Annotated in this window: 12 protein-coding genes and 3 tRNA genes; 3 read left to right on the top strand and 12 right to left on the bottom strand. The window is 64.1% G+C overall.

Going from position 1 to position 14,163, the window contains the following annotated elements; translation table 11 throughout:
- Positions 1-431 precede the first annotated feature (431 nt).
- On the bottom strand, positions 432-662 hold the full coding sequence (locus NET02_RS11545; protein WP_284057570.1) for a helix-turn-helix domain-containing protein: 231 nt from the start codon (positions 660-662) through the stop codon (positions 432-434).
- A gap of 1,893 nt (positions 663-2,555) precedes the next feature.
- Here NET02_RS11545 and NET02_RS11540 point away from each other — a divergent pair.
- Complete coding sequence (locus NET02_RS11540; RefSeq protein WP_284057569.1) at positions 2,556-2,762, top strand: hypothetical protein; 207 nt, start codon at positions 2,556-2,558, stop codon at positions 2,760-2,762.
- An 84-nt stretch (positions 2,763-2,846) separates the two neighbouring features.
- Here NET02_RS11540 and NET02_RS11535 read toward each other — a convergent pair whose 3' ends face one another.
- From NET02_RS11535 to NET02_RS11510, 6 genes are all read right to left on the bottom strand, one after another.
- On the bottom strand, positions 2,847-3,380 hold the full coding sequence (locus NET02_RS11535; RefSeq protein WP_284057568.1) for a hypothetical protein: 534 nt from the start codon (positions 3,378-3,380) through the stop codon (positions 2,847-2,849).
- Positions 3,381-3,578: 198 nt separating this feature from the next.
- Positions 3,579-3,652 (bottom strand) — tRNA-Phe (locus NET02_RS11530).
- Between the two features lie 243 nt (positions 3,653-3,895).
- Positions 3,896-3,968, bottom strand: a tRNA-Val gene (locus NET02_RS11525).
- Positions 3,969-3,981: 13 nt separating this feature from the next.
- Positions 3,982-4,068 (bottom strand) — tRNA-Leu (locus NET02_RS11520).
- Between the two features lie 292 nt (positions 4,069-4,360).
- Complete coding sequence (polX, locus tag NET02_RS11515) at positions 4,361-6,025, bottom strand: DNA polymerase/3'-5' exonuclease PolX (protein ID WP_284057567.1); 1,665 nt, start codon at positions 6,023-6,025, stop codon at positions 4,361-4,363.
- A complete protein-coding gene (locus NET02_RS11510) occupies positions 6,022-6,702 on the bottom strand; it encodes a histidinol phosphate phosphatase domain-containing protein (RefSeq protein ID WP_284057566.1) in 681 nt (226 codons plus the stop codon). Before NET02_RS11510 ends, polX begins: the two co-directional genes overlap by 4 nt.
- A 268-nt stretch (positions 6,703-6,970) precedes the next feature.
- On the opposite strand from NET02_RS11510, the gene NET02_RS11505 reads away from it, so the two are divergent.
- Complete coding sequence (locus NET02_RS11505; protein WP_284057565.1) at positions 6,971-7,717, top strand: nucleotidyltransferase; 747 nt, start codon at positions 6,971-6,973, stop codon at positions 7,715-7,717.
- Positions 7,718-7,734: 17 nt separating this feature from the next.
- Positions 7,735-8,442 (top strand): metallophosphoesterase family protein, encoded by a 708-nt coding sequence (locus tag NET02_RS11500; RefSeq protein ID WP_284057564.1) that lies wholly within the window; start codon positions 7,735-7,737, stop codon positions 8,440-8,442.
- A gap of 232 nt (positions 8,443-8,674) precedes the next feature.
- Here the strand turns inward: NET02_RS11500 and NET02_RS11495 are convergent, their stop codons facing one another.
- From NET02_RS11495 to NET02_RS11475, 5 genes are all read right to left on the bottom strand, one after another.
- Complete coding sequence (locus NET02_RS11495) at positions 8,675-10,801, bottom strand: (Fe-S)-binding protein (RefSeq protein ID WP_284057563.1); 2,127 nt, start codon at positions 10,799-10,801, stop codon at positions 8,675-8,677.
- Entirely contained in the window at positions 10,798-11,265 is a 468-nt protein-coding gene (locus NET02_RS11490; RefSeq protein WP_284057562.1) for a hypothetical protein, read from the bottom strand. The genes NET02_RS11495 and NET02_RS11490 overlap by 4 nt, the downstream gene beginning before the upstream one ends.
- Complete coding sequence (locus NET02_RS11485) at positions 11,262-12,224, bottom strand: electron transfer flavoprotein subunit alpha/FixB family protein (RefSeq protein ID WP_284057561.1); 963 nt, start codon at positions 12,222-12,224, stop codon at positions 11,262-11,264. The genes NET02_RS11490 and NET02_RS11485 overlap by 4 nt, the downstream gene beginning before the upstream one ends.
- A gap of 9 nt (positions 12,225-12,233) precedes the next feature.
- Positions 12,234-13,019: an electron transfer flavoprotein subunit beta/FixA family protein gene (locus NET02_RS11480; protein WP_284057560.1), complete on the bottom strand. Its 786-nt coding sequence runs from the start codon at positions 13,017-13,019 to the stop codon at positions 12,234-12,236.
- A gap of 302 nt (positions 13,020-13,321) precedes the next feature.
- A complete protein-coding gene (locus NET02_RS11475) occupies positions 13,322-14,092 on the bottom strand; it encodes a winged helix-turn-helix transcriptional regulator (protein ID WP_284057559.1) in 771 nt (256 codons plus the stop codon).
- Positions 14,093-14,163 lie beyond the last annotated feature (71 nt).

Genomic DNA, 14,163 nt, shown 5'->3' with positions numbered 1-14,163 from the left:
GGCTCAGCACCGGCTCGGCCTGGCGAAGTCGCCGCGATGCTTCGCCAGCGAAGGCGACGGCAGCCGGGAGTCAGCCGGCTGCCGCCGATTTCGGGAGTAGTGCCCCGTGGTTCGTCAGCCGCCGAGCACGGCGCAAGCACGGCGACTGGGAAGCCGGCCAGGGCGAGACCGGCTTCCCTTCGGCGACAGCGAAGCCAGCCGGCGTAGAACTGGCTTCGCCAAGCTGAAGATGGCTGAGCCGGCCTAGCCCGGCTCGCTAGCAGGTGAGCGACGGCAGTTACCGCCGCTTCCTCACGCACTACGGCACCAGCCCCATGCTGGTGCCTACTCCACAAGGTGTCAGCCCCGTGCTGACACCGGCGGCTACCGGCGGGAGTCAGCCGCCGATAGCCCGAGGAAGAAGAGGGACGGGCTGACAGATGCCCAGGGGATTACTCCCATGCCTCGGGATCGTCAGCGAAGGCGGGGATGACGCCTTCGCGGTACAGGTCGATCAGCGCGATGTCAGCCGTGGTATACCGCCGCTGTCCTCTGCGTCTGACCGCCGGCTTGATCTTGTGCTGGCGCTCCAGACGCCGAAGGGTATCGGCGCTGACGCCCAGTAGCAGGGCTGCATCGGTGATGCTGTACTCGATCCGGTCAGGGATGGTAATTGTCTTCATCGTGCCTCCTAAGTCGCTACCTAGGCAACGTCAGGGGAAAAAAGCGAGGCAGCCGCCGTCCTGTCAGTGACGGCTGCCCCTGATGGTGGACGCCAGCCACCGTCCTACAAGGAGCTATCTTCTCTCGCTAAGGAAAAGGGGCCTCTACTCTATACCGGAAATAATTCATGCCCAAGGCTTCTTTCGCGTGCAGACGCGGAAATCTGGACAGCGGCTGTAGCAGGATGCGTAGCCTCAGGCGAGGTTTCGGGATGAAGACCCCTCTACTCTATACCGGAAATAATTCCCTCCCACGCCGGCTTCAGCGTCGGGATGGGCAAGGTGGACAGGCGGTCAAGCTCGGCCACGGGAGGGCTGCAGGAAAAGACCCCTCTAATATATACCGGAATTTTTGGGTTCCCAAGCGTTTTCCCGCGTCGTCATGCGGAAGTGTTCGAGGGCTGACAGGCGCTCTGGCCGAGCAGGCGACAGGGGGAAGACGCCGGCGTTGACTACGCCGCCGAGGCGACGTAGGGGATAGAAAACGACCCCTCTAATATATACCGCAATTTTTGCGCTCCCAACGTCGCCGGCCTAGTCCTATTGGATAACAGGTCTGTTGCCAGCGCCAAGATGTCCGGTCAGAAACCGCGTCAGGACGCAGCTACAGCCTCAGCCTGTCAGGACAGCGGCTGTCTTCCGGATGCCGGCGGGAAGAGACCCCTCTAATATATACCACAATTTTTGCCGTCCCAAGGCTTCTTCCGCGTCAAGACGCGGATTCTCAGGATGACAGACGCCGGCATCCGGCTTCTTCCTGTGGTCGTCTTCTCCGGATGAAGCCCGGCGTCGCTGTATGAGATTCGCGACGCCGGCATCGAGGCCTCAGGCTTCAGGACAGCGGCTGTCTCTATCGCTTCGCCGTCTCAGGAAGAAGCCCGGTGTCGCTAGATTATGACAGCGACACCGGTATCGAAGCCTCAGGATTCCTTCGGCTGTCTTCTCGAAGGCTTCGTCTCTGGACTAAGCCGGCGTCGCTTAATTTAACTAGCGACGCCGGTAAACGTTGTCCTCTTGGCTATTCTGACAGGTCTTCTATCTTGGTCTTAGTCTTCAACTAGACACAGCCTTGTCTAGTCGCTAATCGTGTAGCTATCTTCTCTGACAGGGATAACATACTTGACTGAAGTCTCCTGCTATCACCAAGCCCTGTCCAACTAATCAAGCTAGACTCAAGTCAAGAGACTTCTTCGCCTCGGTGAATCGGATGACGTGAAGCCTCACGATGACAGCGCCGATTCACCGAGTAAATCTTTTCGGCCATTTACAGCTTGTATCTTCTTAAGCCGAAGTGGCCGAATGGCCGGAATCTTAAGATTCCGCGTCTGTACGCGGGTTCTGCGAGGTGGATTTCGGCCACATAGCCGATGGCCGAAATCTGGCCGAATGTCCGAATTCGTCTTAGGCTGCTTGACTGGGGAGAGTAGGTCAAAACTTCAGCCGATGACGGCAGGCTCGTGACCTGCGGCCCTCAGAAGCTTTCCCGACGAAATTTTCAGGATTTTTAGCTTCTGAGCTAAATTCCCACGAATTCGACTCGATTAGTTTTTTTTCGCGTTTTCCGCGTCTGCATGGGAAAACCCAGGTTTGAAAATGGCGTTTTTTGCCTTGGACAGCACAGCCAGACAGCGGCTGTCCATCCGATAGACAACTTCACTGTCACGATCTGACAACAGAATACTGGCTGTCTTCATCGCTAAGATGACTTCTTCTGTGACTGTTGACTACAGTAAAGATGATAATGTTGTCTACACACTACAAGTACTCGAAAAAGACTCTTGACATCCAGAAGGTTCTCTGGTACACTTCCTCATGACGACAGGACAGGGCCTGAGGCATCAGAAAGGATGCATGATGACTCACGAAGACGCTTACCGGCTGTTGCAGACGCTGCATGACCTGATCGGCGCTACCGAGTGCTCACCGGAGTATGACGAAGAGCTATACGCCGCCTATACCCTGGCGACCAAGGCGTATGAGACGGCCTTTGCCCTGGCTGATCGGCTGGAGCTTGACACGAAGGCGCTTCGCCGCCGGCTGTATCAGCCGCAAGCGATCTAGAGACGCCGCCTGTTCTCTCGGCGTGACGCAGTAGCCCTGTCCTGTTGTCACGACAGCCCGCTTCGGCGGGCTGTCGTCATGCTGCTAGGCCGGCTGGCGCTGAAGGACACGCTTCCAAGACCGGCCATGACGGATAGCCCTGATCGTCTCGTGGCTGACGCCGTAGCGCCGGGCTACCTCTGCCATCGTACAGCCGTCCAGCAGTAGCCTGAGGATGTCGATGACCTCAGCCTCACTCAAGAGCGAGGCATGGCGCTCTGGCAGCTTGAGAAGGCCGCTGACGTAGGCATCGGCCATGTTGTCTGACGGCGTGCCGGCGTAGAGGTGCTGCGGATTGATACAGGCTTTCTGGTCACAGCGATGCAGCGCCTGAAGACTGCCGTCAAGATCGAAGTCTGACCAGAGGGCCAAGGCCAGGCGATGGACGCTCAGCCGCCTGGGGCCGCTGCGGCGCTGCAGCGTGAGACAGCCGTAGCCGCGACTGGTCACCGCGCCTGTCCATATCCAGCAGGGGCCAAGCTCAAGGTCTGGCCGGCGAAGGTCGTAGACGACGCGAGACAGCAGCCGCTGGCCTAAGCCCTCTTCGCCGTAGAGCGCCGCAAGGTCGTCTGGCAGCATCGGCCTTCCCTTCCTCTTGACAGCAGTAAGGCTCGTGCCGTAGCGTTGCCCCTGTCGGGTGTCGGATTGCCTGACAGGGGAATGACAGCAGAATCGGCGTCGAATTCTGCTGTCAACTGGGAGAAAGAGCCCTGGCGAGGTGCCAGGGCCGGCGACTGACGCGGACACCGGCGGAGTCGGGCCGCCTGTGGTGTCCGGTGGCTGGGGGCGGATTTGAACCGCCGACACACGGATTTTCAGTCCGCTGCTCTACCAGACTGAGCTACCCAGCCAGGCCATCGAGGGCCGGAAGTGCGTCGGGTGCGGATTTTCAGTCACGTGCTCTACCGACTGAGCTACCCGACCCTTCAGCTATCGCGGCTGCGCAGCCAGCACGGGGCGCCATGATTCGAGCACTTGACTAATCGCCCTGCTTGCCCAGCTACCCAGCCCTGACACGACAAGTGCCCGGCGTGGCCGATTCTCTGATCAACCGAGTGACTTCGGCACAATCCTCACCGGGCGACTCGCATTCGTGGGCGATAGAGGACTCGAACCTCTGACTTCCACGGTGTAAACGTGGCGCTCTACCAACTGAGCTAATCGCCCATGAACACGATCCTGGTGCCGAGGAAGGGATTTGAACCCCCACGCCCTTTCGGGCACTACCCCCTCAAGGTAGCGCGTCTGCCTATTCCGCCACCTCGGCATAGGCTGCCTCCCGGCAGCATCAGAAAGTATAGGCCGTGCTCGCAAGCAGTGTCAAGCGCGCCGATGCCAGGCTCCGGTTTCAGCCCGGATCGCGCGAACGATCTCGTCGCCGTCACCCAAAGCAGAATCATGCGCCCTGGGCTATCGATCACGCTGTGCGCTTCGCCTTCTCGCCGGCAAACACGGTGAGTCCTCTGCGGGTCGTTCCGGAAGCTACGCTACTTGCTAGCTGCTGTGCTCGGTGAATGGAGGATTCACGCGCGCTGAGTGCTCCGGAGCGTATGCCTACCTCAGCGTGCAAGCCAGGACAGTAGCGCCTCGAGCGGCATGGTATTGAGTACCTGGTCAGGTCTGGCCCAGGCTCGCCGCGCGTTCCCGATCCCGTAGCGCATCCAGGCGAAATCGTCCGGCGCGTGGGCGTCGGAGTTGATCGCCAGCATCACGCCAGCGTCCAGTGCCTGCCGTGCCAGCTCATCATTGAGATCGAGGCGCTCCGGGCCACAATTGATCTCCAGCGCTTTGCCTGCCTCGCGGGCCGCCGCGAACACGCGATCCCAGTCGTAGTCGGCCCCGGGGCGCCGGTCGATCAGCCGACCGGTCGGGTGCGCGATGATATCGACGTGCGGGTGGCGGATAGCGCGTATGATGCGTTCGGTTTGCTCATCCCTCGGCAGGCGCAGCCCGGCGTGGAGCGAGGCCACGACGAGATCCAGCTCGGCCAGAACCTCGTCCGGCAGATCCAGCGAGCCGTCGCGGCGAACTTCGACCTCGCAGGAGCGGAGGATCCGAATCGCGGGCACGCGTGCCTGCACAGCCTCGATTTCTCGCCACTGCTCGCGCAGTCGCTCGGCATCTAGCCCCCGGGCCACACCGAGGCCGGCGGAGTGGTCGGCGACGGCGAGATACCGGTAGCCGCGATCGCGCGCCGCCATAGCCATCTCCAGGATCGAGCCGCGCCCGTCACTCCAAGTGGTGTGCGTGTGCAGGTCTCCTTGGACGTCCTCCAGCGTGATGAGCTGTGGCAAACGACCTCGAAGAGCCGCATCCAGCTCGCCGCGGTTCTCCCGAAGCTCGGGAGGGATCCAGGGCAAGCCCAGCGCCTGGTAGCACGCTTCCTCGGTCGGCGCGAGCGGAAGCGCGCCGCCGGCAATCGCGCTCAGTTCCTCGACGTGCTGCCAGTTTCCGGTCCAGCGGACCAGCTCAGTGCCGAACCGTTCGGGGGTGGCCGCGACGACCTGCACCTCGGCGCCGTTCGTGGACAGCGCCGGAACGAAGGCCGGAGTCGGCTCGTGTACCTCGATGATCTCCGGCAGCGAGCCGAGCGCGTGAACGATCACGGCCTGGTCGGCAACGCCGGCGACGAGGTTGATGTTGCCGACCGTCTCGCGCATCCGTCGGATACTGCCCACGACGGCGACCTCCGCGCCCAACTGCTGGGCTAGTTGGCAAGCCAGGCGTTCGGCCATAGGCAGCAACTCGCCGAGCAGAAAGCGACGGCTCACGCTGCGCAGGAAACGGATGCCCTCGAGGATACGCTGCTCAGCATTCGCGCCGAGACCCTTTAGCTGGCGTATTCGTCCCGCGAGCGCTGCTTCCTCCAGGTCTGCGAGGGTCGCGATCCCGAGCTCGCGGTAGAGGCGTCCAACGGTCTTAGGGCCAATACCTGGCAGGTTGAGGAGTGTCACCAGGCTGCCCGGAAGCTCGCCTTGCAGGGCATCCAGGGCGCTGAGCCGCCCGGTCCCGAGGATCTCGTCGATTGCAGCCGCGATCCCGCTCCCGATTCCAGGAATGGCGGTGAGCGAGTTCTCGGCAGCCAGCAGTGCGACTGGCGTGCTGAGGCGATCGATGACCTCGGCGGCGCGGAGATATGCCTGGACGCGGAAGGGATTCTCCCCCTGAATCTCGAGGAGATCGGCGTAGTGCCGCAACAGTGTGGCGACCTCGCGATTGGTCATGCTCTAGACGCCTCGCGACGCTCGATCGCGCGCTGGAGGAGCTCTTCAGGCCAGTTGTCAAGGAGATCGGGAAGGAGCGTTTCATCGACGCCGGCCCCCAGCGCGACGAGCCGCTGCCGCTCAGGGGTCAAGAGGTCGGCGGCAGCGTGAGCGTCGCTGTTGACGAGTAGCCGCGCACCGAGCTGGAGCGCCAGCTTGGCGACGTGGCCGTTGGTCAGCGCATGGCCGCAGCGCGCGCATAGTTCGAGGTAGACATCGAATTCTTTCGCGAGCCGAACCTCCTCCTCGGAGATCAGCCCCGGGTGGGCGATCACATCGATCAGGCCAGTGGTGATGCCGGCGCGCACGGTACCGGCCAGTACTGGCTCCACCAGTGTTTCGCCGTGCAGGACGATCAGCTCGGCGCCTGCCTCGCCGGCCAGATTGGCTGCCTCGAAGAGCGCTTCTGGCGGCAGGTGTGTGAGTTCTACACCGATGACTACACGGATCGGCCAGAAGCGCTCGATCAGCTCGCGATCGGCCTGGAGCCTGCCAACCAGCTCGTGAAGCCCGCCCACCGCGACATGATCGGTCAGAGCAATGGCGCGGTAGCCACGCTCGACCGCCCGCCGTGCCAGCTCTACCGGAGAGAGTTCGCCATCACTGTAGAACGTGTGGGTGTGGAAGTCGTACACCACGTGCTGATCCCAGACTCGAAGCGGCTGTGGATCCCGCGAACAGCCTAAAAGGCTGGAGTCCCGCCGGTTCCGACACAAATGAGCTTACCCGAGCGGCGATCCGCTTACCAGCAGACGCGTACTCCCGATGGCCGGGATAACGATCGCGTCCGATTCGTGCGAGCCGGGCGAGAGGGAGAGCGAGCCGGACGAGGATGCTCTCGCACCAGACATAAGGCATACTGAGAAGCCAGTTGCTAGGGAGATACCAGAAGCGAAGGGGGAAGACGTGCACGCAACCGGAGAGCCTGGCGCTCGCGCGGAGATGCACTACCGCAGAGCGCTCGAGCTCCTGATCGAGAGCGAGATACCGTTCCTGGTCGGAGGGGCGTACGCCATGCGGGAGTATGTAGGGATCTCGCGCTGGACCAAGGACCTCGATCTGTTTTGCCCTCGCACAGAGGTCGAACGAGTGCTCGAGGTGCTCGCGACGGCTGGCTGGCAGGTGGAGCTGACCGACCCGGTTTGGCTCGCCAAGGCTCGCTGGCACGATCTCCTGATCGATGTGCTCTTCAATTCCGGGAACGGCCTGCACCCGGTGAACCAGCGCTGGTTCCAACGAGCTCCTGCTGTCCGGGTATTCGGCTCGCTGGTGAGGCTCGTACCGGTGGAGGAGATGATCCTCTCGAAAGCCTACGTTCAAGAGCGGGATCGCTACGATGGCCCGGATATCCACCATCTGATCCTGAAGCACGGCCGGGCTATCGATTGGTCTCACCTGATTGCGCTGCTGGAACCGCACTGGGAGGTCCTGCTGGCCCATCTCGTGAACTTCCGTTTCGTCTACCCCTCCGAGCATGAGCGCATACCCCCTTGGGTAATGCGGGAACTCCTCGGACGGGTGGATCAACAGCTCGTCAGCCAGCCGGTGGCGGAGCCAGTATGCCGGGGCACCTTGCTCTCGAGGACTGAATACGAGATCGATGTCCAGGAGTGGGGTTTTCGCGATGCCCGGGCTCAGCTTCTGAGTTCCTGACAAGGGAGGGAACGAGGATGCGTGTCGCCGCAACAGCGGATCTCCACGTGCACGAATCCTCCATCGGTGTCTGCCGCGAGCTGCTGAGCGACCTCTCTCGCCGGGCCGATGTGCTGGTGATCTGTGGTGATCTGACGGAGCGCGGATTGCCTGCTCAAGCCGAGCTTCTGGCTGAGGAGTTACGAACCTCCACGATCCCGGTGCTGGCCGTGCTGGGAAATCACGATCACGAGTCAGGGCAGGTAGAAGCAGTCAGGGCGATCCTCGCGCGCGCCGGCGTGCACTGGCTGGACGACCAGCCGTACGAGATCGAGGGCGTCGGGTTCGCCGGCGCGAAGGGATTCGCTGGTGGATTCGGCGAGTACCTGCTCCAGCCGTGGGGCGAGCAGATGACCAAGCGATTCGTCTACGAGGCGATCGAGGAGGCGCTGCGACTCGAAGAGAGCCTGGCACGGCTGCGCACGCCGCGCAAAGTTGTGGCCCTGCACTATGCACCGGTGCGCCAGACGGTAGAAGGGGAGCCGCCAGATCTGATTCCGTTCCTCGGAACGTCCCGGCTGGCCGAGCCGATCGATCGCTTCCACGCCTCGCTGGTCTTTCACGGGCACGCGCACTATGGCTGTCCGCATGGAGAAACTGCACGCGGAATCCCGGTCTACAACGTAGCCCTGCCCCTCCTGCGGCGAATCCAGCCAGAGCAGCCGTTTCTCGTGCTGGAGATCTGAGAAGCCCGGAGAACTGGCTCGTCGCGAGGGCGTCACCTTCTGCAAGTCGTTCACGTTGTTGGCTGTGTCTGCTTCGATCTCGCCGCATAGCCAGGCGTGGGACTAACGCCTCGCGCTCGTCTGCCCATGCCGGCTCGCTGGTAAAGCGTAGGGGGGCCGGCCCGTCGCCCTCACTGGGTGTCCGACCCTCGTTGCTGGCAAGGGTTGCCGGGTGCAGGGCCGGGATGTGTCTTCAGCCTGAGGGATCGTAAGAGCCTTCGGCAGCCGTAGTACCGTCCTCCTGAGGCGTGACCAGCGAGCCGGCGACGAGCTCGGCGATGTCGAGCACTCGCAGGTTGCCCTCGACTCCCGCGCCCCGGATGCCGTCTTCGAACATGGTCATGCAGAACGGGCAGGCCGCCGCCAGTACCTCGGCTCCGGTCGCCTGTGCCTCGGCCACCCGAGCCTGGTTGATCCGCCGGCCGCGGGTCTCCTCCATGAACATGCGGCCGCCACCACCTCCACAGCAGAACGACCGACTGCGGTTGCGCGGCATCTCAGCGAGCTCGACGCCAGGCAGCGCTGAGAGCGCCGCACGTGGCTCGTCGAACACTCGGTTGTAGCGACCGAGGTAACACGGATCGTGGTAGGTGACCTTCCCGCGGGCGATGGCTGAGTCGGGGTCCAGCCGGAGGCGTCCTCGGGCCAAAAGCTCGCTGATGAGCTGGCTGTGATGGACCACCTCATAGTGGCCGCCGAGCTGGGGAAACTCGTTCTTGATCGCGTTGAAGCAATGCGGGCAGGCGGTGACGATCTTCTTCACCTGGTAGGCGTTGAGCGTCTCGACGGCCTGCTGGCCGAGGAGCTGCGCCAGGTACTCGTTGCCGGCACGGCGCGCCGGGTCGCCGGTGCAGGTCTCCTCGCGTCCCAGGATGGCGAACCGGATCCCGGCGGTCTGCATGATTCGGGCCAGCGCGATGGTAGTGCGCTGGTTTCGCCCGTCGAACGAGCCTAGGCAGCCGACCCAGAAGAGATACTCGACCTCCTCGCCCGATGCTGCGAGTTCGGCCATCTCCGGCACCGGCTGCTCCAGCTTCTTCGTCCAGTCGACCCGCTGGGCCGGCCGAAACTGGTACGGGCTGGCAAGGCGCTCGAGGTTATTGAACACGGTGGTCAGCTCGTTGGGGAACTCCCCGCGCTCCAGGACTAGGTGTCTGCGCAGGCCGGCGATGAGCGGCACGTGCTCGATATACACCGGGCACTGCTCCATGCAGGCGCCGCAGGTGGTGCAGTCCCAGATCTCCTCGGTCGAGACGACCCCTCCGATCAGCTCCCGCTCGGCTCCCGAGCCCCAGCGGAAGCGGGCCGTGTTCATCCCCTGGCCGAGCTCGCCGGAGAAGATGCCGCCGCGGTCGGCGACGTAGCCGGCGATCTCGAGGATCAGGTCGCGCGGGCGTAGGGGTTTGCCGGTGTGGAAGGTGGGGCAGTACTCGAGGCATCGGCCACAATGCATGCAGGCATCGGCATGCAGGAGCTGCGCCCAGGTGAAGTCCTGAAGCCCTGCGATCCCGAAGCGCTCGGCCTCTTCGAGGTTCTCGACGGGTTCCAGCCGCCCGGCCGGTTGCAGCCGGCGGAAGACGACGCTGGCCAACCCGGTGAAGGGATGGATCATCTTGCTGAAGGCGACGTACGCCAGGAAGACGGTCGTCGTGAGCATGTGGCTCCACCAGTTGACGAGGTGGAGACTGCGAAGCAACCGTTCGGGCAAGCCCTGGAGCACGAGCGACATCGGGTACGAGACAAACGACCAGGCTGCCCAGGGATCGCGCTCGACAGCTAGCCTCAGCGCCTGCAAGACGAATCCCTGAACGCTGAGCACGAGCAGGAAGGCGAGCACGACGAGGTCGTCGGCGCTGCTCTCGAGCGTGACCGGCCTGAGCACGAGTCTCCGAACCAGGGCCATCAGGACCCCGGCGATCAACAGCAGACCGGCCAGGTTCATGGCCAGCTTGAAGCCGAGGTAGAAGTTGCCCCGGTAGAAGCTGAATCCGAAGAGCGGCACCGTAATGTCGTGCTCGATCATCACGATGACGGTTCCGATGAAGAGGACGACGAATCCCCAGAAAATGAGGGCATGAGCGATCCCACCGTAGAGGTTCTGCCTGCGAACGATGCGCGCATGGAAGATGCTCGCTACCACCGCACCCCACAGGCGCGCTGCCAGCCGATCGAACCGGTCATCCGGCCGGCCGAGTCGCCACATGCGGAGGCGACGTGCTAACCCGAAGGCGAGGAAGCCGATCGGGAGCGCCAGAAGCGCGTACAGCGCGATGCGTCCGAGGAGGTCGACGTTCCAGGTGATCTCCCGCGTCGGGATCACGCGCGCTCTCCCTCTGCCCGGTCATCTCCGCGCGGTGCAGCTAGGGTACGGGCCTCGCGAATCGCTCGGAGCGCGACCACGGTGACCGCCAGCGTTGCCGCGAGCATGGTGAAGGCGAGAGCGAGACCGGCGAGTGACATCGCCGGGGCACGCCCGTCTCCAAGCTGCATAGCGGCGCCGAGGGTGCTCAGCCCGAGTGCGGCTAGGGCAGGCAAAACCATGACTGCGGCCAGGATCGACGCCATAGGCAGACTCCACCGCGCGAGCCGACTCCGAAGCCGTTCCTTGCCGGGCCGGCTCAGGCCGAAGGTTGCGCCGAGCGTAATTCCCCCAGCGCTCGCGAGTGCGGCGGACACCAGTCGTGCCCAGCCCCAGCCTGCGAGCTCGCCGGCCACGATGATGCCAGCACCTAGGATGACCGCGATCCAGGCGAGCTGGGTAGTGCGACGCCGGAGTGTCGTCATCGCGCAGCTATCCGCTCGGTCAATTTGGGGACGATCGTGAGGACATCACCGACCACACCGAGGTCGGCGAGCTCGAAGATCGGGGCGTCAGGGTCGCGGTTTATCGCAATCACGTAGCGGCTGCCGCGCATGCCGGCTACGTGCTGGATTGCGCCCGAGATCCCGCAAGCGATGTAGAGCGTCGGCTTGACGGTGCGGCCAGTCTGGCCTACCTGGTAGCTGTAGGGTACCCAGCCGGCATCGACGACGGCTCGGCTGGCACCGACGGCTCCTCCGAGCGCGTTCGCAAGCTCCTCCAGTAGCCGGAAGTTCTCCGGCCGACCGAGGCCCCGGCCACCGGCTACGATCACATTGGCGTCCTCGAGATTCGGCCCGGCGGCCGGCTGTTCGACTGTTTCGATCACTCGCACGCGGCAGTTCGCCTCGTCCAGCGGGACACTGACCATGCGCACTTCGGCCTCGCCCCCGACCGCCTCGGCCGCGTAGGCCTTAGGTCGGATCTGGACTAGGTAGGGCGGCGGGCCTTCGAGGGTGACGGTAGCCAGGGTTTCGGCTCCGCAGGGCACGGTCGCGAGCAGCCGGCCGCTCGGGTCGTAGTCGACCGCGACGGCATTGGCGATGGCGCCGACACCGAGCCGTCCCACCAGGCGCGCGAGCACGTCGCGAGCACCCGGTGTGCTCGGGAAGAGCAGCAGATCCGGGCGCTCGGCCTCGATCAGGGCCGACAGCGTAGCTACCTGCGGCTCGACCAGGTACTGGGTGTACCGGGGGTCGTCTGCGTGGTGGATGATGGTCGCCCCGTGCTCGGCAAGCTTTTGAAGGGCGGACTCACCTGCTGGGCCGAGGAGGACGGCCTCAGCGCGGCCTAACGCGCGAGCCGGGGTGAGCAGCTCCAGCGAGAGCCGATGGGGGGTGTCGCCCGCGGTCTCTGTCCATACCCAGACGCGTCGCTCTCCCATGCGCCCCTCCTACACGACCTGGATCGAACGGAGGAAGGCCAGGATCTCCTCGACGCTCTCCCCGGTCCCGTCGTCGACGACGATCCGGCCCTGCTTCACCTGGCGAACGGCGCTGATCTCGAGCACCCGCTCACGGGCGCCTGGTTCCCCCACCGTGTGCTGCTCGAGACCGAGCTCGGCAATATCGCGGACTTCGATCGGCTTTCGCTTTGCGGCCATTAGGCCCTTGAAGGACGGGTAACGCGGCTCACCGACGCTGGCGGTCACCGTAACGAGCGCGGGGAGAGTCGCCTGGATGACCTGGTAACCGGTCTCGGTCGCGCGCTGAACGGTGACGGTACTTCCCTCGACTGAAACAGCACGGGCAAACGTGAGCTGGGGTAGATCGAGGAGACCAGCCAACGCGCCGGGGAGCAGCCCGGTGTAGGCGTCCGTACTCTCTGTCGCGCAGATCACGAGGTCGGGCTGCTCGGGGCGGATGGCAGCCGCCAGCGCCCGGGCAGTGCCCAGGACATCCGAGCCGGCGAGTGCCTCGTCGCTGACGAGAATGGCCCGGTCAGCGCCCATAGCCATCGCTCGGCGGAGCGCGTCTTCGGCTGCCGGCGGACCCATCGTGACTGCGACGACCTCGCCGCCGTGCTCCTCGACGAGGCGGAGCGCCGTCTCGACGCCGTACTCGTCAGCGGGATCGATGATAGATTGCTTGGGGTCGCGAATCAGCCGGCGAGTCGCGGGATCTACCTGCACCGGCAGGTTCGGATCGGGCACATGCTTCACGCAGACGCAGATCTTCATCCTGGCTCTTCGATCCCTTCAACTCCGGTACCTGCTTGCTGGATGGCGAGATGGGAGGGGATTCGACTCGCTTCGACGCGTGACGCGCCACTGCAGGCCCCGAGACGGCGCTGGCTGCGGAACCGGTAGGCATGGTAGTGGCAACCGGTCACCCTGTCAACACGAGAGCGAGATCAACCACCGCGCTGCTGTCCAGAGGATGACTGCGCGTTCACCGGTGCCCGGATCGCTCGCTGCGAGCGCGGCGGATGGCCCCGGCCGGAACAGTTCCGGTGAGGCTCCAGGCTGGGGCACTCGCGGCGCTACGGTGTCCCTGGCATAGCGCCCGTCCCACTGCCGGGCTCATGTCTCAGCGCGGGCCAGCGGATACCACGAGCGTGCAGGCCAGGGTGGGTCTCGGGGCTGCCGAAGCGGACAAACGGCGAGGTGCCAATCCAGTCGGGGAAGTCGCGCGCGAGGCTAGAGTCACCTTCAACCAGAACCAGCCGGCGACGGATCGCGTCCCGCAAGTCAAGGTGACCGAGGTAGACGCGGTTGAAGGTGACGATATCGGTCTGCACCTCGAGGTCCACCTCGAAGCCCTCGTCGCGCAGGCAGAGGTCGACCTGGGGACGATCGAGGATCAGCCAGAACCGGCGTCCCTTCGGGTCGTCAGAGAACTCGAACCGCACCACCACCCTTCGATCAGGAAGCTGGTCGATCTTGATCTGCCGGTGCACAAACCACATCAGAGTTTCGGGATCGCAATCCTCCTCCGAGAGATGGCCCAGTGCCCAGCGGTAGCCCCAGCCGCCGAGCAGCTCCACGACCGGTCCTAGCTCTTCTCCCGCCGGTGTCAGGTAGTACTCCCAACCGTGCCCATTGCGCGCCGGGCGCCGCTCGATCACGCCGTCACGCTCCAGCGATCGCAACCGCTGGATGAGCAGGTTCGGTGAGATCCGAGGGATCCCTCGCAGGAGCTCAGAAAAGCGGTGGCTGCCGCACAGGAGTTCACGCAGGATCAACGGTGTCCAGCGCTCGGCGAAGATCTCGGCGCCCTTCGACACCGGACAGAACTGGTGATACCCGGGCATGGACGCAGCCTCCTCCCGAGGGGCGATACGCCTCTGGTCCGTCCGCCAGTGCCACTGGGCACGCCGCCATG

Origin of the sequence: Thermalbibacter longus, assembly GCF_023806485.1 — a bacterium.
Classification (GTDB): Bacteria; Chloroflexota; Chloroflexia; order Thermomicrobiales; family Thermomicrobiaceae; genus Thermalbibacter; species Thermalbibacter longus.
The sequence above is the reverse complement of the archived record's forward strand: the minus strand, read 5'-3'. Positions and strand labels throughout refer to the sequence as shown.